Raw genomic sequence first — 23091 nt, 5'->3', positions numbered from 1 at the left:
CAACGGTTAGTTATAAGCTTTATTGAATTTAAAGGGAAAATTCTGTAAAATTAACTATTCTTATATATTTTCTTATATATTAGACATTTATTTCAAAAGAAAATCATACAAAAGGATATAAATATGTCAGCTGATTACGGTGCAAGTAACATCCAGGTTTTGAAAGGACTCGAAGCAGTTCGTAAAAGACCTGGTATGTATATTGGTTCAACGGGTCCGAGGGGACTTCATCACCTTGTTTATGAGACAGTAGATAACTCTATCGATGAAGCTATGGCTGGCTTCTGTGATACTGTAGTTGTCGCTCTGGAGAGAGATGATATTTGCCGCGTTGAAGATAACGGACGTGGTATTCCTGTTGATATTCACCCTACAGAAAAAATTTCCGCTCTTGAGCTTGTACTTACACGTCTTCATGCCGGTGGTAAATTCGATAAGGGGTCATATAAGGTTTCCGGTGGTTTGCATGGTGTAGGTGTATCCTGCGTTAATGCTCTTTCAGACTGGATGGAAGCTACTGTAAAACGTGATGGACATATCTATCAGCAGAAATATGAACGTGGTGTTCCAAAAACAAAAGTAGAAGTTATTGGAGATGTTGGCCCGGATGTACATGGAACAACAATCCGCTGGAAGGCTGATAAAACAATCTTTACAGAAACAACAACTTATGATTATGACGTACTTCGTGATCGTCTTCGTGAACTTGCATTCTTGAACAGCGGCGTTGTAATCATTTTCCGCGATGAAAGACTTGAAACTCCTAAAGAAGAAGTTCTTAAGTTTGAAGGCGGTATCAATGAATTCGTAAAAGAAATTGATGAAGGTAAGGCTGTTGTTCCAGCTGAACCAATTTATATCAAAGAAGAACGGGATGATGTTATTACAGAAATCTCAATGCATTACAATTCAGGATATTCTGAAAACGTACGAACGTTCGTTAACGACATCAATACCCGTGATGGTGGTACACACCTCGAAGGTTTCCGTAGTGCCGTTCGTTTTGTTTTAAACAAGTTCTTCGAAGGAAACGACAAGCTTAAGAAAAATCTTGATAAAGATGAAAAACTTACTTATGAAGATTTGAGCAGCGGTCTTACTGCAGTAATTTCCATGAAAGTTCCTGAGCCTGAATTTGAAGGTCAGACAAAGGAAAAACTTGGTAATACAGAAGTCCGCACAATTGTAGATCAGATTGTAAAAGAAAAGCTCACAATATATTTTGAACAGAATCCCCAGGTGCTTGAATCAATTCTTAAAAAGGCAATTGATGAAGCTAAGGCACGTATTGCAGCCCGAAAGGCAAAAGACAATATGCGCAAAAAGACAATGAGTGATGGCTTCGGTCTTCCAGAAAAATTGTCTGACTGTTCAATGAAAAATCCTGAGCTCTGCGAAGTATACATAGTCGAGGGAGACTCTGCGGGTGGTTCTGCAAAGAAGGGTAGAGACCCTAAAACTCAGGCTATTCTTCCTCTCTGGGGAAAGATGCTTAACGTTGAAAAAGTTCGTCCAGAAAAGGTAATGAACAACGATAAGCTCGAGCCTGTAATTGCTTCGCTTGGTGCAGGTTTTGGAAAAGACTTCAACATCGATAAACTCCGTTATCATAAAATCATCATCATGGCTGATGCCGATGTCGACGGTTCACATATCCGTACATTGCTTTTGACTTTCTTCTTCCGCTACATGCCGAAGTTGATTGAAAACGGTTATGTATATCTTGCTATGCCTCCGCTGTTCAAAGTTCAGCTTGGTAAGAAAGATCCTGTTTATTGTTACAGTGATGCAGAACGCGATGCTGCTCTGGAAGCTCTTGGTGATCAGCGTGATAAGGCAGATGTTCAGCGCTACAAAGGTCTTGGTGAAATGGATGGTAAGCAGCTTTGGGAAACAACAATGGATCCTGCACACCGTAAGATGCGTGTTGTAACAATTCCTGATGCAATGGCTGCAGATAAAATTTTCAGCGTATGTATGGGTGAAGAAGTAGAGCCACGCCGCCGATTCATCGAAGAAAACTCAAGCTACGCTAATTTGGATATTTAATCTAAAAAGAAATCAAATCTAAAATTTCCTCAATTTACGAAATTTAGATTTATTTTAAATTTTAAAATTAAACAATTAAAAAATATAAAGGAGATGAAAACATGGAAAAAAAAATTACTAACGACAGGGTAATGCTGGATGGACTTTCAATGCATATTATTGCATCTGTCAAAATCAAAGGCTGTACAGATGTTAATAATTTAAAAACTGCAATTAATTACAGTGTAAACAGATTTGAAAGTTTAAGAAGCCGTGTTGAAAGAAAATCAGACGGACAAGCTTATTTTATTTATAATGGAGAAAAGGTAAATCCAAGTATTGAAGTAAGAAACTATCATACTGATTTACAGACATTAACTAACGAACAGTCAAAAATTCCATTCCGATTTGATAAAGGAGAAATGATTCGCTTTATCATTGAAGATTTAGATGGCTATATGAATATAAGAATGATTGAGCATCACTTAGGTGGTGACGGAAAATCAGTCTTAATGTTGTTCGATGAAATTATAAAAAATCTTGATGCAATAGAAAATGGAACTTTCGAAAACGAAGATAAACCAGTTTTCCCACATAATGTAGTTACTCAAAAATATATTGAAAATAATATTCCTCTTCCAGATTCTCTTAAAAATACTTTAGTTTCTTTTAATGAAATGTGGAAACAGAATAATACAATATTTACAAACGAAGATTACTTAAATATTTTTGACAAATACTGGTCTAAAAATACAAAAAGTGTAAAAACATTGAAGTTTGATCAAAAAGAAATGACAAAATTGGTCAGCATAAGTAAAAAGTATAAAGTAAGTATCAACAGTATTTTAATGACAACTGCAGCAAAAGTTTTTGCCCGTAATGAAAAGCTAACTGTTGTTGCAGATGGCTTACCTGAAATGAGAGAAGGAATGGGCAATTATTCAGGTGGATTTGGTGTAGATACTTTCTATGATGAGACAAAAAACTTCTGGGAAAATGCAACTTCTATTCATAAAAACGTACATGCTATTTTGCAGGATAAAAAAAATATTATTTTTTCTTGGGCGATGAATAATTTGCTTGATGCAAGCTTATATGACGCAATATGTTTTGAATCAACTGGATGTTACAAAAATGAAATTGCTGCAAAATATAATGCAATATTTTCACCAAAAAGACGTCCTTTCTTAATTAGTAACATAGGAAGAGCTTCTTTTTCTGAGACAAGTAAAGTAAAAGTAGAAGAAATGGAAGTTTCTTCACCAATGCAGACTAATTTTGATTGCAGCTTATGTGTAATTACTGTTAATGGAATAATGAATATCGTAATGGAATATAATAAAGATGCAGCATTTGATTATGAATCAATGTTAAAAAATATTGAAGATCAGATAAAACATCTTGCATAAAATTCTGGAGTAACAAATGAAAAAAGTAGAATTACCTGTATTAGAAACTTCTCGTTTAATTTTACGTCCTCTTTCTGTAGATGATCTAAATGCAGTTTTTAAATGGACAGGTGATCCTAGAGTAAACAAATTCATAATCTATCCTCTTTATAAAAGTCCTGAAGATGGTCGTGAATGGTTGTCTCATCTTTATGAAAATGAAAAGAACATAGATTATGGATTTGTTTACAAAGAAACAGGCGAGCTGATTGGAAGTGGTGGAATGTACTATCACGAAGATATAGACACCTGGAGAATAGGTTATAACCTTGCATGTGATTACTGGAAGAAAGGTCTTACAGTTGAAGCAATGGAAAAAATAATTGAATACGGTCGAAGCAAATTTGATATCAAAATTATTGATGGAGAATTCTGTGTAGACAATTATGGCTCTCGTCGTGTAATGGAAAAACTCGGTATGTCTTATTATCAGGATGCTGAATATTCAAAACTCGACGGTAGCCAGACTTTTAAGGCCAAATTATACAGAAAAGTATTATAAATCATAACTACCACTCATTAGTTATGGCAATTAAAGACTAAAACTTAAAAAAATGCTACAATTGTACGATTATTTAAGTTACTTCATTGGAGAAGACGATGGAAGAAATCAAAACTGCCGAAGGTGGCTCTCTCATTAAAATCCCGATTGAGGATGAAGTTAAGCAGGCTTATATTGACTACTCAATGTCTGTAATTGTTCAGCGTGCTTTGCCTGACGTTCGTGATGGTCTTAAGCCTGTACATAGACGTATTATGTACGCTATGGATACTCTTCATCTTGCAAGCGGTGGAAAGACAAAAAAATGTGCTACCATCGTTGGTGAAGTTTTGGGACACTACCATCCACATGGAGATGCTTCTGTATATGATGCTCTTGTTCGTCTTGGACAGGATTTTGCTCAGAGATATACAACAGTAACTCCACAGGGAAACTTCGGTACAATCGCCGGTGACCCTCCGGCCGCTTACCGATACACTGAGGCTAAGATGTCGAAGATCACCGAAGAGATGACAAGCGACATCAACAAGAACACCGTCGACATGATTCGCAACTTTGATGATACCTGCGACGAACCTGCAGTTCTTCCTTCAAAGTTCCCATTCCTTCTTTGTAACGGTACAACTGGTATTGCCGTTGGTATGGCAACAAACATGCCGACACATAATCTCCGTGAAGTAGCAGATGCAATTTGTGCTTACATCGATAATACTGAGATTTCTGTTGAAGAACTCATGCATTATATTAAGGGACCAGACTTCCCGACCGGCGGTATTATTTACGGTACAGCTGGAATCAAAAAAGCATATACAACAGGACGCGGTAAAATTGTTATCCGTTCAAAGTTCACAATTGAAACTGATAAACGCGGAAAGGAATCAATCGTATTTACAGAAGTTCCTTATGGCGTAAATACAACAAATATTATCCGTCGTATCAAAGAGCTTGTTCGCGATAAGCAGATCGACGGTGTTGTAAATGCAAACGATGAATCTTCAGACCGTTCAGGTATGCGCCTTGTAGTTGATCTTAAAAAAGGTGCAATTACAAAAATCGTTCTGAATCAGCTTTTTGCTAAAACAGATTTACAGTCAAACTTCGGTGTAATCAATCTTGCACTTGTTCCACAGGAAAAAGAAGGAGCTCCACGCTATGATGAGCCAGGCATGCTTACTTTGCCTCCAACTTATCTTAAGCCGGAAGTTCTTACACTCAAGCAGCTTATCCAGCACTTTGTAAATCACCGCGACGAAGTTATTACACGCCGTACAATTTATGATTTAAAAGTTGCTAAACACCGCATGCATATTTTGGAAGCTCTGATTACTGCCATCAATAACATTGATGAAGTTATTCAGATTATCAAGAGCTCTGAAAATACAGAGGATGCAAAACTTAAACTCGAGAAGAGATTCAATTTTGATGATGAGCAGGCTCAGGCAATTGTTGATATGCAGCTCAAGCGCCTCACACATCTGCTTATCGAAGATCTTCAGAAAGAGATTAAAGAACTTCAGGCACTCATTGATTACCTCGAAGGACTTCTTGCTGATCACAACAAGATTCTTGGACTTATCAAAGACGAGACTCGCAGCCTTGCAGAAAAGTATGGTGATGACCGCCGTACAGAAATCGTTGCAAGCGAAGTTGAACAGATCAATGTTGAAGACATGATTAAAGATGAGGACATGGTTGTTATGATTTCCCGTATGGGTTACATCAAGCGTGTTCCAGCTGATAAATACAAAAAGCAGGGTAGGGGAGGAACTGGAAGTAACGGTACCAACCTTATTGATGATGACTACGTTAATCAGTTGTTCATCGGTTCTACAAAGGAACATCTGTTATTCATAACTAACTTAGGCCGTGCTTACTGGATGAAGATTCATGAGATTCCGGAAAGTGAAAAGGCTGCTCGTGGTGCTCATATCAAGGGACTTCTTCAGGTTGGTCCGGATGAGGAAATTACAACTGTAGTTTCACTCAAAGAGTTCTCAGAAGATCTGTTCCTGTTCATGACAACTTCACAGGGTGTTGTTAAGAAGGTTCGTTCTACAGAATTCCAGAATGCTAAAACACGCGGTATCATCGGTATTAAACTTAATGATAACGATAAGCTTATCAGTGCAATTCCAACAACAGGTAATTCTGAAGTTATGTTGATTTCTCGCCGTGGTAAGGCTCTCCGTATCACAGAAGATTCTGTTCGTCTGATGGGACGTGCAAGCTGCGGTATTAAGGGAATGAAGCTTTCTGAAGGTGATGAGATTGCAGCAGCTGTAAAAGTTGAACCAGATGCAAATATGATTCTTCTTACAGAAAAGGGTGTTGGAAAGAGAATTTCATTCGACCTGTATTCAGTTCATGGACGTGGAACAGGCGGACAGAGAATCTTTGGTAACACTGAATCTAAGGGTGAAATCATCGGTGCCATCAACGTTAAAGATAAAGATGAAGTTGTATGTATGACCAGCCAGGGTAAGACACTGCGCTTTAAGGCAACAGATATCAAGGAACAGGGAACAGGAGCTTCTGGTGTAAACGTTGTTCGTGTTACTGAACCAGACTTCATTGTAGGTCTTGATAAAGTTCAGGCTGACGAAGACTAATACAAGTCATCTAACAAACGAAAGTTAGTTTTGATACCTAACAATCGTTAGTTAGAAAAATATTTTTTATTATTGACAAAACGATTTTTTTGTTTAATAATTATTACAAGGGTATGAGCTAATATCAGAAAGTTTTAGTTCTAGGGTGAAAATATATATACATCAGGCAAACGGCTGACCAATAATTCTGGTCAGCCGTTTTTGTTTCACGTGAAAAATCATAAATATAAGTTATCCACATTATCAACAAGTTATCCACATTTTTAATTAATTGTGGATAAGTCTGTGGGTATGTGGATAAGTTTCATGTGAAACATTTTTTAGTAAAAAGTTGATGACTAGAGTTTGAGCAACCGCTTAGCATTATCTCTTATCAATATAAGATTCCTTTATATATCGATTTGCTTAGAAATTTATACACTTAGGAAAAAGATAGATAAGCGTCTAAAAGTGTTTCATGTGAAACACCAGAATAACAAATATCAATTATTTTATAAAATCAGAGTAGGGTAGGGGAGTAGTATTTTAAGTTTCACGTGGAACATTGATATCAAATAAATTATACGGCTATTTAATACTAGATCAGTGTTTCATGTGAAACAACCTTATAAATAGATTAGTTAGCGAAATATAAGTCATATCGAAATCATTATAAAATAATATATTGTATCTTTAGACATATTTAATAATATAATTGAATTATCACATAAATGGAGTAATAGATTGTTTCATGTGAAACATATAATTCTAGATCCCTGAAAAAACTGGTAAATCTTATAAAATATAATAGCAGATGATATATGGAAGATTAGATAATAGACTTAATAATGTTTCATGTGAAACATGTCATTTTGACTGTTAGAACAAATAAAATCCAATAAATAAGCTTATATATGTTTCATGTGAAACAAAAAGTGGTTTATGACCGTTCGTTAGGTTTAAAAACTAATAAACGGTCGTATATCATTAAAAATAATGAATGTTCGGTTGTTTATTTTAATTATTATCCGAAAAAGAGTAATGTTTTACAGAAGTATTGGAAATAAAATAGGTTTATGAAAATATATCTATATTTCAGGATTATTCAGTTTTTTTTTGTTCAAAGATATCTAGATTTAAGAATTAAATAATTAAATATTAAAAAAAAGGCATTTAGATATATTTAATAAAATATCTAAATGCCAGAAATATAATTATTTGAATAATTATGTATTTTGTGTAAATAAGACTTATTTATTCAGAAAGTCTCTTTTCTCTCAGTTCAAAGCGTCCTTTTCTCCAGTCTGCGTAACCAGTAACAGAATATCCGGCTTTATTATAGAGTTTTTGAGAATAAGGATTCAAAGTATAGCAATCCAGGCGGATAGATTCATATCCTTCTGATTTACATAGATTTTCAATATATTTGAGTGTTTTAGCTGCAATTCCCTGGTTCTGAAATGCTGGATTTACACAAAGACGATGTATTACATTAAACTTTGCATCTGGCCAGTTCCATTTACCATTTTTATATTCTTCATCACATTCTTCGCTTAAAACAAAGCAAACTGCGATTTTCTGGTCTTCAATTCCAACATACATCTGCTGTTTTTCTATATCTTCAGCTAAAATCTGTTTATCTGGATATATTTCATCCCATTGATGAATACCTGCAGTTTCCATTGTATTTATAGCGTTAGAATATAGAGAATATATTTTATCCAGTTGATTTAATTGTGCTTTAAAGTATTCCAATTTCAAAATCCTTAAATATAGCGCTTCCACCGGCTTTTTTAGTGGAATAACAGAATAATGCAAAACGTACGCCTACAAACTGATCCAGAGTATAGCGAAGTTTTACCGGTTCTCCAAAATCTATATAATTTTGGGAATCTTTATCATAATAACTGAATTGTACGTTTTCTTTTGTATGTTCAAGACAGAATGTGGCTTTTAGGGTTATTTTAGACGAATCTAAATCTTTTTCTGTAGTAATCACTGGTTCTTCATCATCATAAACACCCATACTCCATGGCGTATATGGAATCTTGTGTTCTGCTACAATAAGCTTAAGTTTTCCTTCTTTCTTTGTGATTCCAATAAATCCATATTCACCTTCAAGAGCACATAACCCTGCAATATCTCCATCATTAAGTTTAGCTGCATCTAAACTTACATTTCCACAGCAGTTTTCTGTAAAAGTTCGTTGAGTTAAAGTGTTTGCAGCTTTTGTAACATTTATAGAGGTTTTATCAGTTTTTACACTAAAAGCAGAAGGTTCAACGTTTACAAGTTCTTTGTTTGGAATATGATTCCATTGCCAGGCTGGATTTGTAAAATCATTACTATAAAGTTCTTTGTATTCATAGCCTGGTCGATTATCCGGAACATTTATCTGTCGTGGTGCAAATCCGGCAGCTCCAAATACAGGAAAATCATCAACAAACTTTACAGGTACTAAAACCGGGATTCTTCCTAAAGCTCCGTGGTCTTGAAACAGAATTCCATACCAGTTTCCGTTGTTAGCCTGGACAATACCGCCCTGAGCAACTCCACTGTTCCAATCTGCTAGATCTGAACATAAAACATCTTTTCCTGTGTAAGGACCATCAATTTTATCAGAAATAAAGCAGGCTTCGGTACGCATTTTGCCTTTCGGCATGTGAATAAAGAAGATGTAGTATTTTCCGTTTATCTTATAAATATGGCTTCCTTCGTAGCCTAAAATGACATTTTCAGGGGTATCTCGAATGATTGTTTTGTTAATTCCACCGATTTTAGGTCCACTCAGATCTTCCTTCATTTCGGTAAGATTTATGTTCATATTTCCACTTACACAGTAGATTTTTCCATCCTCATCAAATAGCAGCGACATATCATGATAAAAGCCGCTTATTTCAGATTTATGCCACGGGCCTTCGATTTTATCTGCTGTATACAAATATGTCTTGTGAGTATCGTTTGCAACAAAAGTGATATAGAATTTGCCGTTGTGGTAACGAAGGCAGGCGGCCCACATGCCTTTACCATAAATACCTTTATTGTCCTGCAAGGTCTGGCCAAGAGTATCTTCAAGCTCATCATAAACATAGGCTGCGTGTTCCCAATCTACAAGATTGTAAGAACGAAGGATTACGCAGCCCGGCATATAGTGCATTGTTGTGCTTACCATGTAATAGGTGTCGTCTACACGGATGATATCCGGATCCGGGAAATCTGCTGGGATAATATACGAGGAAGCTGTTTTCATAACCTGACTTTCGGTAGTTTCTAAAGTTGTAGTTTTTTTGATATTCATTTTTCTGTTCCTTACGAGTGGTAGTATTGATAGCAGAATAATTCCGACTGTTGTAATTAACAATCGGTAGTTTTTATGAAAAAGTTTCATGTTTCTTTTTATAGAATACTGTTAAATAAAAACCTTGTAAACTTACAATCGTTAGTTTATTATTAGTATACATAAATTTTATAAGGAGAATGATATGAAAAGAAAAAGTTTGATTATCACATTGTTAATTTTAGGTTCAATTCTTTTTGCTAATGGTTGGGATGTTCAGGAATATCCATATGATTTATATGTATATTATATTGTAACAAAGGCCCCAGAAAAATATGAAAATTTAATAGGTTCTTCAGTAGTGGCCGTGACATCTCATAGACATGGAGATTTTGGAAATGCATTTAATTCTTCCTGTAAATCAGGGGTTATAGAATTTCTTGAAAATGAAGATTTTGTAATAGACAAAATGGATGGTATAGATTCCCCTTTTCTTTCTAAATCTTTTATTGAAAAATATTTTCCGGAAGTTTTATGTGCAGACATTCCTGTTTCAAAAGAAGATCTGTCATATATTTGGGAAAATTTAAGTTCTAAATATGTTGGATTTTCTGATATGAAGAAACGAGGCTTAAATAAAAAGAAATTTAATAAAATAAAAAATACTTCCGAACTAAAAGCATTATTTGATAAATACATGGAAGACTGTCACTTTGATATGAAAATACGAGAGTTTACATATTATCAGGAAACAGCTTATGATGAAGGATGTAAAAAAAGTAAGGATCAGCGTGATATATATTTTGAACAAGAAACATCAAATGCATATTATGTAAGATTTACAAGTTGTGTAGAAGCTAATGCAAATTATTTTACAAATTTAGAAGCAGTTGGAGTAATAGGTAGAAATAAAGAATTTATTATTCTTGATGCAAGATCGAATTATGGTGGTTCAAATTATGTTCAAGAAAAATTGCAAAAAATTTTAAATCTTGAAAAATATAAAGGTACAGTAATTGTTTTACAGGATAACTGGAGTACTAGTTCAGGTGAGGTCTGGAGTATTTTTGGTAATGAGAAATCACAATTTAAGACATTGCTTGTTGGAACTCATTCAGGTGGTATGCAGAATTATGATCGTTCTAATACTATTAAAAATGATAACCTTAATATTGAAATTTCCTTTGGCTCAAAATATTTAGGAAAAATTCTTCCAAAGAACTATCTTGGAGATGGAAAAGGGTATGAGCCGGATATCTGGGCAACAACACAGACAATGGCTTCTGTGCTTACAGGGCTTGGAGTAGATGTGACTGGAATTACCTTTCAATAAACTAACAGTTAGTAGTTATGACCAAGGTCATATCTAATATTTACTAGTTTAACCTTTTTATGACTATAGTACTATTTCGGAAAATAATATTTTGTTAGCATCTTGTAAACTTACTAACGATGGATTATTATAAAAGTATCATAAAAAGGATTAAAAAAATGAATATTAAAAAAAAATTATTTCTTTTAATGTTGGTTGGATTGGGTTCATCTGCTTTTTCAAATAACTGGAAGCTTGAAGAGAAGGATTATCAGAGCAACAAGTATTACAAAATTATTCAAGCACCTGAAAAATATGAAAACCTGATTGGAACTTTTGTTTATAGTTACAAATCAAACAATAGCTATAAAAACTTATTTACAATTCCATGTAAAGAGCGAATGCTGTATTATCTTCAGAATGAAAATTTTGAAGTAATTAAACATGATGGAATTACAAATATCTTTTTACCAATTGAATTTCTAAATGAAGATATTGATGTGGCAAAAAGAGGATTTGGTTCCCATACTTTGTTAATTTGTTCTAAAACACACAGATATTTGTAAGCTGTGAAACATTTTCTGCAATAAAGTCGGCACCAGCGGCATTAAGTTCTTCAAGGCTTCCATAACCAAAAAGAACTCCGCAGGATTTAATGCCGACTTTTTTTGCGCCCAGAATGTCGTGTTTCCGGTCTCCAACCATCAGAATTTTTGATTTATCTGAAATATTATTTCGTTCGATGGCGTACGCTATAACTTCATCTTTTTTACTGCGGGTTTCGTCCATTTTACTTCCACAGACATTTTCAAAATACTTCGAAAGACCAAAATGCTCTATAATGCGTACGGAGTATTCTTCTGGTTTAGAGGTTGCAACAACGAGTTTTTTCCCTTTATTTTTAAGTTCTGCAAGTAATTCAGGAATTCCAGAATAAACTGAATTTTCAAGAAGTCCTTTTTCAGCAAAATATTCGCGATATTTTTTTACGCCTTCAGATGCTTTTTCTTCTGAAAATCCAAACTGTGTTTTGAAAGTTTCTGGAAGTGGAGGGCCAATAAATGAACAAAGTTTTTCATAAGAAGGAATTTCAATACCAAAATATTTAAGAGCATGTATAAACGAATTTGTGATTCCCAAAGCAGGATCTGTGAGGGTTCCATCTAAATCAAAAAAAATATAATCAAACATAATTAAACAAGAAAAAATTCTGCTGCAAAAACTACCACACAGCAGGCACAGGCTACAGGAAAAAGTCCAGCTCCAAAATATGAAAGTAAGATACCAATTACAAGTGCAATAATTCCTGCAACAGGAGATTGAGTTGCTTCAACAATAGCAGGGAATGTCATTACTGCAAGTGTAATATATGGCACATAATATAAAAATGATCGGATAAAGCGGTTTTTTATTGGTTTACGAATCAGAGTAAGTGGAAGTACACGAATCAGATATGAAACAATAAATGCAGTAAAAATTGAAATATATATGTAAAGAGACATTATTCATCCTCCGGAATTGGCTTAACAAGTGCAACAATCGAAGAAATCACTACAGTAAGAATGATAGTTCTTGTGCCTCCAGAAAGCTCTTTTACAACAGGAATAATCGAGAAAGCATAGCTTGCAGCAAAGCTTATAAGTACAGAAATCATAATTACAATGTTCTTCTTTGCTGGAGGTACAATAATTGCAAGGAACATACCGTAAAGAGCTACAGAGAGAGCACTTACAACGCGGGCAGGTAAAAAGTTTCCTGCTATGATTCCCAGTGAAGTTCCAAGGCTCCAGAGTGGAATTGCAACTAATAAAGCACCATAATTGTAAACAGGATTGATATAGCCTGGACGTGCGATTGTTATTCCAAATATTTCGTCTGTTATGCCAAAACCTATTAAAAATCGATGAATTAACGGTGTTTTTGGGTCAAAACGCTGTGTAAGAGCGGTGCTCATAAGCAGATAGCGGGCATTTACTACAAGTGTGATTAAAGCAATTTCTAAGAAGGCTGCTGAAGCTTGAATTGATGTGAACAGTGCATATTCACCGGCTGAAGCTACACAAAAAAAGCTTGCAATAAAACCCTGAATTGGTGTGAGACCGGCATTTCTTGCCACTATTCCAAGAGAAAAGGCTACTGCAAAATAACCTAATCCAATCGGCACACCATCGCGCATTCCTTCAAGAAAAACTTTATTTTTCATATTCCCACCACAAAATGGATTGCTTCGTCGCTGCGCTCCTCGCAATGACATATTGTATTGCGTTTTGCAATGACGAAAATGGGCTGTCTTTTCAGACAGCCCATTAATTGTATCAATTATTTAATCTTTTGCCAAATTCTAAGCGTTTGCCATTTCCTTCAATTCGGCAAGCATTTTAGGAAGTTCAGTTTCCATATTTTCATTAGTAAACTGACAGGTTCCAACTTTTTCGTGTCCGCCTCCGCCATATTTAAGCATAAGGCTTCCAACGTTTACTTTGCTTGTTTTGTTCAGAATACTGTAGCCGACTGCTGCAGAACAGCCCTGACCACCACGGCCGCTTACAATCCATGCAGAAATATTCTGATTAGGATACATACTGTAAATCATAAAGCGATTCCCGGTATAAATAGGATCTACACCACGCAAATCTGAAATAATCAGGTTTCCATCAACAACTGTGTGTGCTTTTACCATTTCTTTGAATTTTTCTGTCTGCTCGTTATAAACTTCAATGCGTTCCTTTACGTCTGGCATTGCAAGAATTTCTTCGGTTGATTTGTCGCGGCATGCTACCATCAGTTTTTCCATCAGCTGATAGTTAGAAACTGTGAATTCACGCCAGCGTCCAAGTCCTGTTCTTGGGTCCATCAGGAATCCTACCAGAATCCAGCCTTTAGGATTTTGAATTTCGTCAATTGTAAGATTACCTGAGTCTACTTTGTCTACTGCAACCATGATATCATCGAAATTAGGGAACTTTTCTTTTCCGCCATAATATTCATAAATAATTCGGGCACAAGAAGGAGTAATGCGGCTTTCTCCCTTATATTTTCCTTCAAGCTGATTTCGTTCAAATTCACTTGAGTGATGGTCAAACCAGAGACCACAGCCTTCTACAAAAGGAACGTTAGCAAGACAGTCATTGCTGTCGATTGGAATAAGTCCGTCCTGCAAATCTTTTGGATGTGCGAACTTCCAGTGATCAATAATTCCTGCTTCAAGGAGTAATGCACCACAAGCTAATCCGTCAAAATCTGAACGTGTTACAAGTCTCATACCCATATAGTTAACCCTCGAAATATAAATATTCATTTATATTTTAACAGAGAAATTCTAAAAAAGATATTTAAAAATTTAAAAAAAGCATAGGGGATTTATCTTACTGTATACAATTAAATCGAGTAAAACATAAGAGGGTTTCCGTATCTTCCCTTGAAAACCATAAATTTCATTTGAAATTTTTTAGGGATGGAAATAATAATAAACTCATAAATTAAAGTTTTCATTTAGGAGGATTAAAAAAATGAAAAAGTTTAGATTGCATATTGGAGCAATTGCTTTGCTCCTGACTATGGTATTTGTTGGATGTAGTGGTGGTAGTGATCCAAAAGAATCAGGATTCTCATCGGATATTAAATGGATAAATGAAACTCCTTTTGCTTCTGCTTGGGATGGTGGTATTTATATTCCTTTCGATGCTCCTGTTGATTTAAGTGATAAAACAAAATTGAAGGTAAATGCATTATTTTATGATGAAAATCAGCAGGAAATTGAAGTAGATTGGGGATTAGGCCAGTATCTTTTACTTGCTAATGCATCAGATGATTGGGGTGATGCATTAGTAGTTCAGTATAATCTTGGAATGGAGGATATGGACATTTCTTCGTTGACAGGAACTGCTGAAGCTTTAGTAATTCAGAATTCTAATGCGGATGTAAAATATATTGGAATTACATCATATAAATTTGAATAATGAATAAATAATAAGAGTGTCGTATAAATCAAATAGACACTCTTATTTCAGTTTTATTTATGAAAAAAGCAAAATAAAAAAAAGTGCAAATTGCTTTTCTAACCTTCTACCTTGTGGTATAGTAGGCAATATGAAATACGAAATGCAGGAAATGCCTAAGACAGGCGACACAGTTGTTGTAGGAATGTCTGGTGGAGTTGATTCCACACTTACAGCACTTCTTCTTTTACAGAGAGGTTGTAAGGTTATAGGCGCAACAATGTCGCTGTGGGATGGAAGTCTTCCAGAAATTCATACAGGAACAAAAACTCGTGAAGCTTGTTTTGGACCTGGTGAAGAAGAGAACATTGAAGAATGTAAACGTTTTTGTGAAGCACATGGAATCGAATATCATGTAATCGATGTAAAAGAAACTTACAAAAACGAGATTCTTGAATACTTCAAAAACGAATATCGAAATGGAAGAACACCTAATCCATGTATCCGCTGCAATATGCTGATTAAATTCGGTGCACTTCTTGCAGGAATTGAAAAGCTTGGAATCAAATATGATTATTTCTGTACCGGGCATTATGCAAAAATTGTTCGTCCGGAAACAGGAGTTTTTGGTTCTGATAAACGGCCTTGTATGATTGCCGGGGCTGAAGATGTTTCAAAAGATCAGACATACTTTTTGTATCGTGTGCCTTCTGAAACACTGGAAAAAGTACGTTTTCCTTTAGCAGCTATGAAAAAGGCTGATGTTTTTGCTCTTGCAAAAGAAGCCGGTCTTGAAGCTGCAAATCGTGAAGAAAGCCAGGATTTTATTGGTGAAGAGTATTTTGATGTACTGTTTGCTGATAAGCCTTCTGTACCGGGTGATATTATTGATCTTGATGGTCATGTTCTTGGTAAACACAGAGGAATTGAACATTACACTGTTGGACAGCGTCGTGGTCTTGGTGTAGCTGTTAATTATCCTGTTTATGTACATTCAATTGATGCTAAGAATAATCTGGTAGTTTTAGCTCCAAACGAGGCTCTCAATTCAAATGCTTTAATTGCAGATGATTTTGTATGGCCGGCTGGTGTAGAACCTTCTGAACCTATTGATGTAATGGTAAAAATCAGACTGGCAAGTAAGCCTGCTGCTGCGCATATTGAGCGTTATACTTGTGATGCTGAAGAAGCAGCTAAGTATCGTGGACAGCCATGGAAGATTACTTTTGCAGAACCACAGAGAGCTGTTGCACCTGGACAATCTGCCGTTCTGTATAAAGACGGTGTAATTGTCGGTGGCGGTGTAATTTATAAGGCTTTTACAGTTTAAGTAATTTTTCTGCGTTCTTGTGGAAAATCATATCGCGTTCTTCTTCCGTCAAATCAAGACGGTTGAAGCGTTCGAGTTCTCCTTCATGATCCCACATTGGGAAATCAGAACCAAACAGGAATTTTTCAACTCCATGTGCGCGAATCATTTCATTTGCTTTTTCAACTGGAAGCCATTCAAGAGTACTTGAGGTGTCAAAATAAACATCTTCACCAGCAAGATATTCCATTGATTTATCCCATTCCGAATAGCCGCCAAAGTGTGCTGCAATCAGAGTGAGTTTTGGATGTTTTTTATGAAGATTTAAGATGCGCTGAGGACCAGAAAAATCATAACGTTTATCACCCGCATGTATAATAAGTGGTAATTCAAGATCAGTCATAATATCATAAACAGAATCCATACGTGCTGCATCAATCTGGAACATCTGGAAATCAGAATGAAGCTTAACACCACGAAGGCCAGTTGCCTTAATTCTGTGTAATTCTGCTTCGTAATTATCATAATCAGGATGCATCGTTCCAAAGCCAATAAATTCCGGATGTTCTTCACACTGTTCAATAATGAAATTATTTGAAGGCTCAACCTGCATAGCCTTTGTTGCAACCGGTAAAACTACATATTTAGAAACACCTATTTTAGAACCGCTTTCAAGAAGTTCTTCAGGGCTTCCATGATATTTCATTGGATAGTTGTAAAAATCGCCGACGCTTTTAGAAGCTTTTTCAGCGATTTTTGCAGGATAAATGTGACAATGGAAATCAATAATCATAACGGGAAAAGAATACTGTTTTAATAAACTTTAGTCAAATTTAATTACTTAAGTATTCCTTAAATTCCGGATATTCCTCTACAAAGGCATTTGCAGCTTCCAGATAATTATCCCAGTTTGAGTAAAAGAGTGGAGTCATACCTGGAATTAAAGAAATATCAGTAACGTTCATATATTCGTATTTAATGTTGTTTTCATCAAAAAACTTTGAAACACTTTCTACATTATTATAAAGTACGTATCCAATAAAAGTTGAACAGACAAAATCATTCAGATAATCATCCTTTTTCTTTCTGTCGACTTTTTTGTTTTTTGCATCTTCAGGATAAATAAGAGTTCCAAACTGTTTGTGATCTTTTGGCGCAAAGAATTTTCTTTTAAGGCTGAATATGGCCAGCTTAAAATTTAGGCTTGGAGCATATTTAATGTCGGTACTGTTTTTATAATGTTCTACAAACTGCTGAGTTTTTTCGAATTCTTCTTCGGTAACTCGTAATCCGTAAGTAATCTGTTCAGATTTAGTTGGATCACAGTTTTTCATATATTTGTTATTTTCCGGAATAGCACATTCTTCTTCGGCAAACTGGTGTTCACCACCAAGGGTCAGACCATAATAACTATCATCTAGAGAAAAATTAATAGCAGCATGACTTAAATCAGGAACTTCTTCTGTTTTTGTCATTTTTATGCCGCCCTTCAAAAGATTTGCTACATAAAAAGGATTTTTATAAGCAGGGTTATAGAGTCGGAAAAAGATATATTTAAAACTTCCTTCACATTCTGGAAAAACAACATCATGAGCAACAATAAATGTTGCATCTTCTGGAGCTCCCGGTTCAATAGCTTCTTTTGCTAAGGAACGAGTTGTTTTACAGCTCTGAAACGATAAAGAGAGGACAAGTAATGCAATGAGAGGAAGATAAGTTTTGGAAATCTTTTTAAACATTGATTTCCAGCTTTTTGCCGGTTGGTTGATACTGGTAATAACGTACGCCGGCTGCATTCATTAGTTTCTTAGAAGCTTCCACTGAGGGGGTTCCGTCATATTTATTTTCTGCATAAACTACAGTCTTAATTCCAGACTGAATAATAGCTTTTGCACATTCATTGCATGGGAAAAGAGTTACGTAAATTTTACTGCCTTCAAGAGAACCGCCACGATAATTAAGAATGGCGTTCAATTCGCTGTGTGTAACATAAGCGTATTTTGTATCGAGGGTGTCGCCTTCGCGTGCCCATGGAAACTCATCATCTGAGCAGCCTCGCGGAAAGCCATTATAACCCATTGAAAGGATTTTATTATCCTGGCCTACAATGCAAGCACCAACCTGTGAGTTTGGATCCTTAGAACGTAAACTGGCAAGTTTTGCAACTCCCATAAAATATTCGTCCCAGGAAATGTAATCATTACGTTTTTGAATAATTTGTCCCATTTTTTTCCTCTCATAATCTATTATTCCAAAAAATGAAAAAACATACAATCAGATTTAAAAAATGATTATAATGCATTTTCAAAATTATCATTAAAAATTGAGAAAATTACCGATGACTGAGCATCATGAATTTTCTGTCCATAAAAGTTAAATTTATGTCCATTATTGCGGGCTTCTGTAGCTGCATATTTAATTGCATCATAAGTAACAAGAATAGGCTTGTGATATTGTTTTGTTTTAGATTCTGTTAGAATTGCTATATCAATATCTTTGGAAAGTGAAATTTCAGTCATACGTTCGTTATTTCCGCCTGTTCCAATTACAATATCACCATAGTGAATTCCGATTCCTATTTTAATCTGAGGCATTCCACGTTCTGCAAATTCCTGACGAAGTTCTATCATCTGTTCCTGCATTTCAATTGCACAATTTAAAGCTGCTTCAGAACTTTCCGGGAAAATTGCGATAATTCCGTCACCAAGATATTTTTCAATAATACCATTGTATTTACGGATTAAAGGAGCTACACGACGAAGATAAGAATTCAGCATATCAAAAACCTGAATAGGTACAAGTTTTTCGGAAGTAGAAGTGAAGTTTCTGATATCTGCTGAAAGTACTGCGGCTTTAGAAATTTTATATTCGCCCAAAGTAATTTCTGTAATATCTTTTTTGCAGAGAAGTTCAAGAAATTCTTTTGGTACAAAACGATAATAGGCTTTATTTGTTTCATTAAGATAATCATGAAGCTCAAAAACTTTGAGATAGTTCTTATTCTGAATATAAGCAAGAAGAATAATCTGCAAGAAAGCGAATTGTGCAAAAGCTGGAATCAGGAAATTGATACCGCCAAAAATTTTAATATGATGAATTGCAAGAATATTAAAGGTAGCACCAAGAGCAACAATAATGAGCGATATAATAGAAATTGTTGTAATTACATCCCGTGCTTTAAAGAAGCTGATTATAAAAAGCAGAGAATCAACGGCTATTACAGTGTACATGTAAGTCTGCATGTATGGAACGGTCATATTTGCCTGTCTGATTGGTAGTACTAAATCAAGAATAAAGAAAATAAAACTTGGAGCAGCAATAACCATTGCAGGTATCTTTTTGAAAATAAATTTATTTAAGGTATCAATATAGAGTGTAAGGAAACCTGGTATAAAGAATACAGAAATATATTCTATACGAAGCATTACAGTAAAAGGAAGATTTGGGAAAATCACTTTAAGAACAGAAAAATCAGCAGTAGCAAGTCTTGTAAATACTGAAAGAATTAAAAGCGAAAGATATAAGGAAGATTTGTCTTTCTTAAGGAAGAAATTCAAAAGACAATAAATGGAAATCATTAAAAGAATGCCGGTAAAAATAGAATAAGAGGTTAATGTACGGAAATAATAATTTCTATAATAAGATTCTTCATAAAGAATAAGCTTTCCTCGTAAACCGCCCTTACGATAAAAATCATTTGAAACAAAGATTGTCAGCGTAACAGTTCCATCATCTCCAGGTATAAAGCGGGCTGTATCAAAGAACTGTTTAGTAATAGTCTGTTCCCATTTCTCCGATGGAACTCCAGACTGATATATCATCTTTTTATCTGCAAAAACAGTAAAGGCATTATAAGCGAGTTTATAGGTAGGAAAAACATATTCTGTACCTGGAGTAAGATTTGTAATTTTAAGACGATATGTTCCGGAACCAAGACCTGTTTTAGTGATTTCATTTATTTCTTTAGAGAGTTGATATTTGTTCCAGTCTGAAGGAGTTGAAACTACAGCGTCTGGTTTTGTTGTATTATCATAAGGAGAAATAAATTTACCCCAATAGAAATCCCAGTTAGATTTTATTTCTACACTCGAATGATTTAATATAGAAGGATTTTCTATTCTGTAGGTTGAGATTGAAAAATCGGGCAGGCTTTGAGCAGGTAACTGGTTGTAAGAAAAAAGCCCTGAAAGTAAAAATGTGGAAAATACAAATTTCTTTAATGCTTTCATTACTCTGTCTCCTGTGTTCTTTTAGTTTTTCTCGTAACCTCATAAAGCTGAAGAGGCTTTTCTTTGCCCTTTACATAAATAGCTTCAAGTTCATTAAGTTCAACTGGTAATGTTGATTCCTGGGAAATACGCTTATGCAGTACTTGAGAAATAATTATGTTTTTTCCAAGCTTTTCACAAACAGATTCAATTCGCGATGCAGTATTTACGGTATCTGAAATAACTGTGTCATCGAGACGATTTTCTTCTCCTATTGTTCCGATAATCATTCGGCCATAGTGAATACCAATCCAGGTATTATTTTTAGTACAATCATTGATTTCTAGAGCAGCACGAACGGCATCGGTTTCTGAATTAGGGAAAAGAGCCATAAATCCGCCGCTCAGGAATTTACTTACAAAACCATCATATTTTTTGATGATAGGAGAAACCTGTTTTAGATATTCATTGAAAAGAACAAAATGCTGTTCGAGAGATATATCATCTTTTGAATCATCAAATTTCTGTTTAGAAAACATAATTGTCATTTCAATGTTTGAATAATCACCAAGTTTTGTTTTGATAATTGATTCTTTATTAAGAAGACGAAGGAATTCTTTTGGTACAAAGCGAAGGTAAGCTTCATTAAGGCGTTGTAATTCCTGAGAAGATTTTTCTGTGTTTTTGTGAATATCATTTTGAATTGCAGCAAGCATAAGAATCTGAATGATAGCAAAAGCAACAAGAAAAATCGGGAAGAAAGAAAAAGGCATCAGATCTTTCTGTTGTGAATAAATGATATCAATAATAGCGCCAAGGAAAAGCATGCTGTAACTTATGCTGTTATATAAAGAATATTTTCTATGTTTAATTAAGTTTGAAATGATAAAGATGATAACGTAAACAGAAATTATTCCCATACCGATTTGCAAAGGTGGAACAAGTCGGCTTGAATAGTAGGCCGGAACAATCAGTGATGAAATACCAAGTAATAAATCTGCAATTACAAGAAAGTGTCGTATGTATTTTTCTTTGAGCCATTTAAAAATGATTACACGGTTTGGTGAAGGATAAATCTTAAATATCATTTGAATAATTGAAATTGGTGCAATCCATAAAACCGTATATTCAAGTTTAACTTTTACTTCAGATATAAGATTTGGGAAAAGGAATCCGAAAGAACAATAATCAGCAGTTCCGATTCTTAATGCAAAAACAAGAGAGGCGATTCCCAGATAAAAATATTCCCATTTTTTCTTATTGATGAAAAATTGAATTAAATTTAAAAGCGTAATAAATAAAAGACAGCCGATTACAAATTCATTGAAAAGCAGAGTCATATTATTAGTACGCATAACATATCCAGGTTCACCAAAATAAACGGCATCCCAGAGGCCACCTTTTCTATAGAAGTAATTGGATACTAAAAAAACAATTTCAACAGATCCATTTGAGTCAGGGTAAAATTCACAATAAAAGGGAATACTCTGTGAATGAGAAGGATTATAAGCATTAGGCTTTTCGTTGAAGGTAGGTTTTGTCATTGCAAAAGGATCGCCAGTTTGTCCAAGAAGCTTTCGGTTAATGTAAAGTGCGCAGGAGGTTCCGGGAGATTCTCTTGTAAGAATTGCATACTTTTTTGCAGGATTAAGATTAGTGCAGATGTATCTGTAACATCCGTAAGTTATGGGAGAAGTTTTACCAGTATATAATACTTCAGTATTCCAGGTTCCTGGAACAGAAGACATAAAATCTGCAGGAGTTCCAGAATCTAGGAGTTTAAAAGTTTGTTCAGGAGTTTTTTCAAGAAAGAGTTCCCATTTGCCGTCCAGTCTTATAAGATTTTTTGTTTCTGGCATAGCGATGGAGTTTTCTGAGGCATAAAGGGATGAAACAGAAAATAAGAATGAAAACAAAATCAAAAACAAATGAGGAAAAGATAGTCGTTTATACAAGATGACTCTCCGCTGATTTAAATTTTTAACACTTTATATACAATTATATGTTACTTTTATATATATCGGTAGAAAAATCGACTTATATTTGACAAATGAGAATTCTTTATGTACCCTTTAATAATATGATTTATCAGGAGGATAAAAAAAATGGATGTGAAATTTTATTACTGTACAGTTTGTGGTAAGATTATCGTAGTTGTAAAAGATACCGGAGTTCCTACAGTATGTTGTGGTGAAAGTATGGTAGAACTTGTTCCAGGAACAACTGATGCTGCAGTTGAAAAGCATGTTCCTGTTGTAAATGTAGAAGGAAATAAGGTAACTGTAAGTGTTGGTTCAGTAGCTCATCCAATGCTTCCAGAGCATTATATTGAGTGGATTGTAATTGCAACAAATAAAGGAATTCAGAAAAAGCAGCTTAAGCCTGGTGATGAACCTAAAGCAGAATTTGCACTTCTTGATGGAGAAAAAGTAGAAGGTGCTTGGGAGTTCTGTAATCTGCATAAACTTTGGAAGTGCTAAA

Annotated in this window: 20 protein-coding genes; 9 read left to right on the top strand and 11 right to left on the bottom strand. The window is 34.9% G+C overall.

Going from position 1 to position 23091, the window contains the following annotated elements; translation table 11 throughout:
• Positions 1-123: 123 nt before the first annotated feature.
• The 4 genes from gyrB (at position 124) to gyrA (ending at position 6587) form a co-directional block, all read left to right on the top strand.
• Entirely contained in the window at positions 124-2049 is a 1926-nt protein-coding gene (gyrB, locus tag AABJ44_RS14865; RefSeq protein ID WP_074644100.1) for a DNA topoisomerase (ATP-hydrolyzing) subunit B, read from the top strand.
• A 101-nt stretch (positions 2050-2150) separates the two neighbouring features.
• The gene (locus AABJ44_RS14860) at positions 2151-3437 is read left to right on the top strand and encodes a condensation domain-containing protein (RefSeq protein WP_338369803.1); all 1287 of its coding nucleotides are present in this window, start codon (positions 2151-2153) and stop codon (positions 3435-3437) included.
• 16 nt (positions 3438-3453) lie between these two features.
• A complete protein-coding gene (locus AABJ44_RS14855; RefSeq protein WP_338369801.1) occupies positions 3454-3978 on the top strand; it encodes a GNAT family N-acetyltransferase in 525 nt (174 codons plus the stop codon).
• Positions 3979-4076: 98 nt separating this feature from the next.
• On the top strand, positions 4077-6587 hold the full coding sequence (gyrA, locus tag AABJ44_RS14850; protein WP_338369800.1) for a DNA topoisomerase (ATP-hydrolyzing) subunit A: 2511 nt from the start codon (positions 4077-4079) through the stop codon (positions 6585-6587).
• A gap of 1233 nt (positions 6588-7820) precedes the next feature.
• Here gyrA and AABJ44_RS14845 read toward each other — a convergent pair.
• Both AABJ44_RS14845 and AABJ44_RS14840 read right to left on the bottom strand, forming a co-directional pair.
• Positions 7821-8321 (bottom strand): GNAT family N-acetyltransferase, encoded by a 501-nt coding sequence (locus tag AABJ44_RS14845; protein ID WP_338369799.1) that lies wholly within the window; start codon positions 8319-8321, stop codon positions 7821-7823.
• On the bottom strand, positions 8308-9864 hold the full coding sequence (locus AABJ44_RS14840; RefSeq protein ID WP_338369798.1) for a glycoside hydrolase family 43 protein: 1557 nt from the start codon (positions 9862-9864) through the stop codon (positions 8308-8310). The genes AABJ44_RS14845 and AABJ44_RS14840 overlap by 14 nt, the downstream gene beginning before the upstream one ends.
• 184 nt (positions 9865-10048) lie before the next feature.
• Here AABJ44_RS14840 and AABJ44_RS14835 point away from each other — a divergent pair, with 184 nt between their 5' ends.
• The gene (locus AABJ44_RS14835; RefSeq protein WP_338369796.1) at positions 10049-11176 is read left to right on the top strand and encodes a hypothetical protein; all 1128 of its coding nucleotides are present in this window, start codon (positions 10049-10051) and stop codon (positions 11174-11176) included.
• 158 nt (positions 11177-11334) lie between these two features.
• Positions 11335-11721 carry a hypothetical protein gene (locus AABJ44_RS14830; RefSeq protein ID WP_338369794.1) on the top strand — a complete coding sequence of 129 codons (387 nt, stop codon included), beginning with the start codon at positions 11335-11337 and terminating at the stop codon, positions 11719-11721.
• Here AABJ44_RS14830 and AABJ44_RS14825 read toward each other — a convergent pair.
• From AABJ44_RS14825 to AABJ44_RS14810, 4 genes are all read right to left on the bottom strand, one after another.
• Entirely contained in the window at positions 11699-12346 is a 648-nt protein-coding gene (locus AABJ44_RS14825; RefSeq protein ID WP_338369793.1) for an HAD family hydrolase, read from the bottom strand. The genes AABJ44_RS14830 and AABJ44_RS14825 overlap by 23 nt on opposite strands.
• Positions 12347-12348: 2 nt before the next feature.
• Positions 12349-12657, bottom strand: a complete 309-nt coding sequence (locus AABJ44_RS14820) for an AzlD domain-containing protein (RefSeq protein WP_074644117.1) — start codon at positions 12655-12657, stop codon at positions 12349-12351.
• Positions 12657-13358, bottom strand: a complete 702-nt coding sequence (locus AABJ44_RS14815; protein WP_256210402.1) for an AzlC family ABC transporter permease — start codon at positions 13356-13358, stop codon at positions 12657-12659. The genes AABJ44_RS14820 and AABJ44_RS14815 overlap by 1 nt, the downstream gene beginning before the upstream one ends.
• A gap of 138 nt (positions 13359-13496) precedes the next feature.
• Positions 13497-14423 carry an exopolyphosphatase gene (locus tag AABJ44_RS14810; RefSeq protein ID WP_338369791.1) on the bottom strand — a complete coding sequence of 309 codons (927 nt, stop codon included), beginning with the start codon at positions 14421-14423 and terminating at the stop codon, positions 13497-13499.
• Between the two features lie 241 nt (positions 14424-14664).
• Here AABJ44_RS14810 and AABJ44_RS14805 point away from each other — a divergent pair, with 241 nt between their 5' ends.
• Together AABJ44_RS14805 and mnmA are read left to right on the top strand one after the other, a co-directional pair.
• Entirely contained in the window at positions 14665-15114 is a 450-nt protein-coding gene (locus tag AABJ44_RS14805) for a hypothetical protein (RefSeq protein ID WP_338369790.1), read from the top strand.
• Positions 15115-15244: 130 nt separating this feature from the next.
• The gene (gene mnmA, locus AABJ44_RS14800) at positions 15245-16423 is read left to right on the top strand and encodes a tRNA 2-thiouridine(34) synthase MnmA (RefSeq protein ID WP_338369789.1); all 1179 of its coding nucleotides are present in this window, start codon (positions 15245-15247) and stop codon (positions 16421-16423) included.
• Here the strand turns inward: mnmA and AABJ44_RS14795 are convergent.
• The 5 genes from AABJ44_RS14795 to AABJ44_RS14775 all read right to left on the bottom strand — a co-directional run bounded on the left by AABJ44_RS14795 (position 16413) and on the right by AABJ44_RS14775 (position 22469).
• Positions 16413-17195: an amidohydrolase family protein gene (locus AABJ44_RS14795; protein ID WP_338369788.1), complete on the bottom strand. Its 783-nt coding sequence runs from the start codon at positions 17193-17195 to the stop codon at positions 16413-16415. The two genes, mnmA and AABJ44_RS14795, sit on opposite strands and share 11 nt — an antisense overlap.
• A gap of 40 nt (positions 17196-17235) precedes the next feature.
• Positions 17236-18141 carry a hypothetical protein gene (locus AABJ44_RS14790; RefSeq protein WP_338369787.1) on the bottom strand — a complete coding sequence of 302 codons (906 nt, stop codon included), beginning with the start codon at positions 18139-18141 and terminating at the stop codon, positions 17236-17238.
• Positions 18134-18628, bottom strand: a complete 495-nt coding sequence (locus AABJ44_RS14785) for a deoxycytidylate deaminase (RefSeq protein WP_074644130.1) — start codon at positions 18626-18628, stop codon at positions 18134-18136. Before AABJ44_RS14785 ends, AABJ44_RS14790 begins: the two co-directional genes overlap by 8 nt.
• 65 nt (positions 18629-18693) lie before the next feature.
• A complete protein-coding gene (locus AABJ44_RS14780) occupies positions 18694-20631 on the bottom strand; it encodes an adenylate/guanylate cyclase domain-containing protein (protein ID WP_338369785.1) in 1938 nt (645 codons plus the stop codon).
• The gene (locus AABJ44_RS14775) at positions 20631-22469 is read right to left on the bottom strand and encodes an adenylate/guanylate cyclase domain-containing protein (protein WP_338369783.1); all 1839 of its coding nucleotides are present in this window, start codon (positions 22467-22469) and stop codon (positions 20631-20633) included. The genes AABJ44_RS14780 and AABJ44_RS14775 overlap by 1 nt, the downstream gene beginning before the upstream one ends.
• Positions 22470-22715: 246 nt before the next feature.
• Here AABJ44_RS14775 and AABJ44_RS14770 point away from each other — a divergent pair, with 246 nt between their 5' ends.
• Positions 22716-23090, top strand: coding sequence for a desulfoferrodoxin family protein (locus tag AABJ44_RS14770; RefSeq protein WP_074644138.1), 375 nt, complete (start codon positions 22716-22718; stop codon positions 23088-23090).
• The last annotated feature ends 1 nt before the right edge of the window (position 23091 follow it).

Source organism: Treponema bryantii, assembly GCF_036492245.1.
Lineage (GTDB): Bacteria > Spirochaetota > Spirochaetia > Treponematales > Treponemataceae > Treponema_D > Treponema_D bryantii_C.
The sequence above is the reverse complement of the archived record's forward strand: the minus strand, read 5'-3'. Positions and strand labels throughout refer to the sequence as shown.

What these genes read in the sequence shown, in the direction of transcription:
- AABJ44_RS14780 (WP_338369785.1), bottom strand. Translation starts at nt 20,631, where the DNA reads ATGAAAGCATTAAAGAAATTTGTATTTTCCACATTTTTACTTTCAGGG.
- AABJ44_RS14790 (WP_338369787.1), bottom strand. Translation starts at nt 18,141, where the DNA reads ATGTTTAAAAAGATTTCCAAAACTTATCTTCCTCTCATTGCATTACTT.
- AABJ44_RS14795 (WP_338369788.1), bottom strand. Translation starts at nt 17,195, where the DNA reads ATGATTATTGATTTCCATTGTCACATTTATCCTGCAAAAATCGCTGAA.
- AABJ44_RS14840 (WP_338369798.1), bottom strand. Translation starts at nt 9,864, where the DNA reads ATGAATATCAAAAAAACTACAACTTTAGAAACTACCGAAAGTCAGGTT.
- gyrB (WP_074644100.1), top strand. Translation starts at nt 124, where the DNA reads ATGTCAGCTGATTACGGTGCAAGTAACATCCAGGTTTTGAAAGGACTC.
- AABJ44_RS14815 (WP_256210402.1), bottom strand. Translation starts at nt 13,358, where the DNA reads ATGAAAAATAAAGTTTTTCTTGAAGGAATGCGCGATGGTGTGCCGATT.
- AABJ44_RS14835 (WP_338369796.1), top strand. Translation starts at nt 10,049, where the DNA reads ATGAAAAGAAAAAGTTTGATTATCACATTGTTAATTTTAGGTTCAATT.
- AABJ44_RS14810 (WP_338369791.1), bottom strand. Translation starts at nt 14,423, where the DNA reads ATGGGTATGAGACTTGTAACACGTTCAGATTTTGACGGATTAGCTTGT.
- AABJ44_RS14775 (WP_338369783.1), bottom strand. Translation starts at nt 22,469, where the DNA reads ATGCCAGAAACAAAAAATCTTATAAGACTGGACGGCAAATGGGAACTC.
- AABJ44_RS14820 (WP_074644117.1), bottom strand. Translation starts at nt 12,657, where the DNA reads ATGTCTCTTTACATATATATTTCAATTTTTACTGCATTTATTGTTTCA.
- AABJ44_RS14770 (WP_074644138.1), top strand. Translation starts at nt 22,716, where the DNA reads ATGGATGTGAAATTTTATTACTGTACAGTTTGTGGTAAGATTATCGTA.
- AABJ44_RS14860 (WP_338369803.1), top strand. Translation starts at nt 2,151, where the DNA reads ATGGAAAAAAAAATTACTAACGACAGGGTAATGCTGGATGGACTTTCA.
- AABJ44_RS14825 (WP_338369793.1), bottom strand. Translation starts at nt 12,346, where the DNA reads ATGTTTGATTATATTTTTTTTGATTTAGATGGAACCCTCACAGATCCT.
- AABJ44_RS14855 (WP_338369801.1), top strand. Translation starts at nt 3,454, where the DNA reads ATGAAAAAAGTAGAATTACCTGTATTAGAAACTTCTCGTTTAATTTTA.
- AABJ44_RS14785 (WP_074644130.1), bottom strand. Translation starts at nt 18,628, where the DNA reads ATGGGACAAATTATTCAAAAACGTAATGATTACATTTCCTGGGACGAA.
- AABJ44_RS14830 (WP_338369794.1), top strand. Translation starts at nt 11,335, where the DNA reads ATGAATATTAAAAAAAAATTATTTCTTTTAATGTTGGTTGGATTGGGT.
- gyrA (WP_338369800.1), top strand. Translation starts at nt 4,077, where the DNA reads ATGGAAGAAATCAAAACTGCCGAAGGTGGCTCTCTCATTAAAATCCCG.
- mnmA (WP_338369789.1), top strand. Translation starts at nt 15,245, where the DNA reads ATGAAATACGAAATGCAGGAAATGCCTAAGACAGGCGACACAGTTGTT.
- AABJ44_RS14805 (WP_338369790.1), top strand. Translation starts at nt 14,665, where the DNA reads ATGAAAAAGTTTAGATTGCATATTGGAGCAATTGCTTTGCTCCTGACT.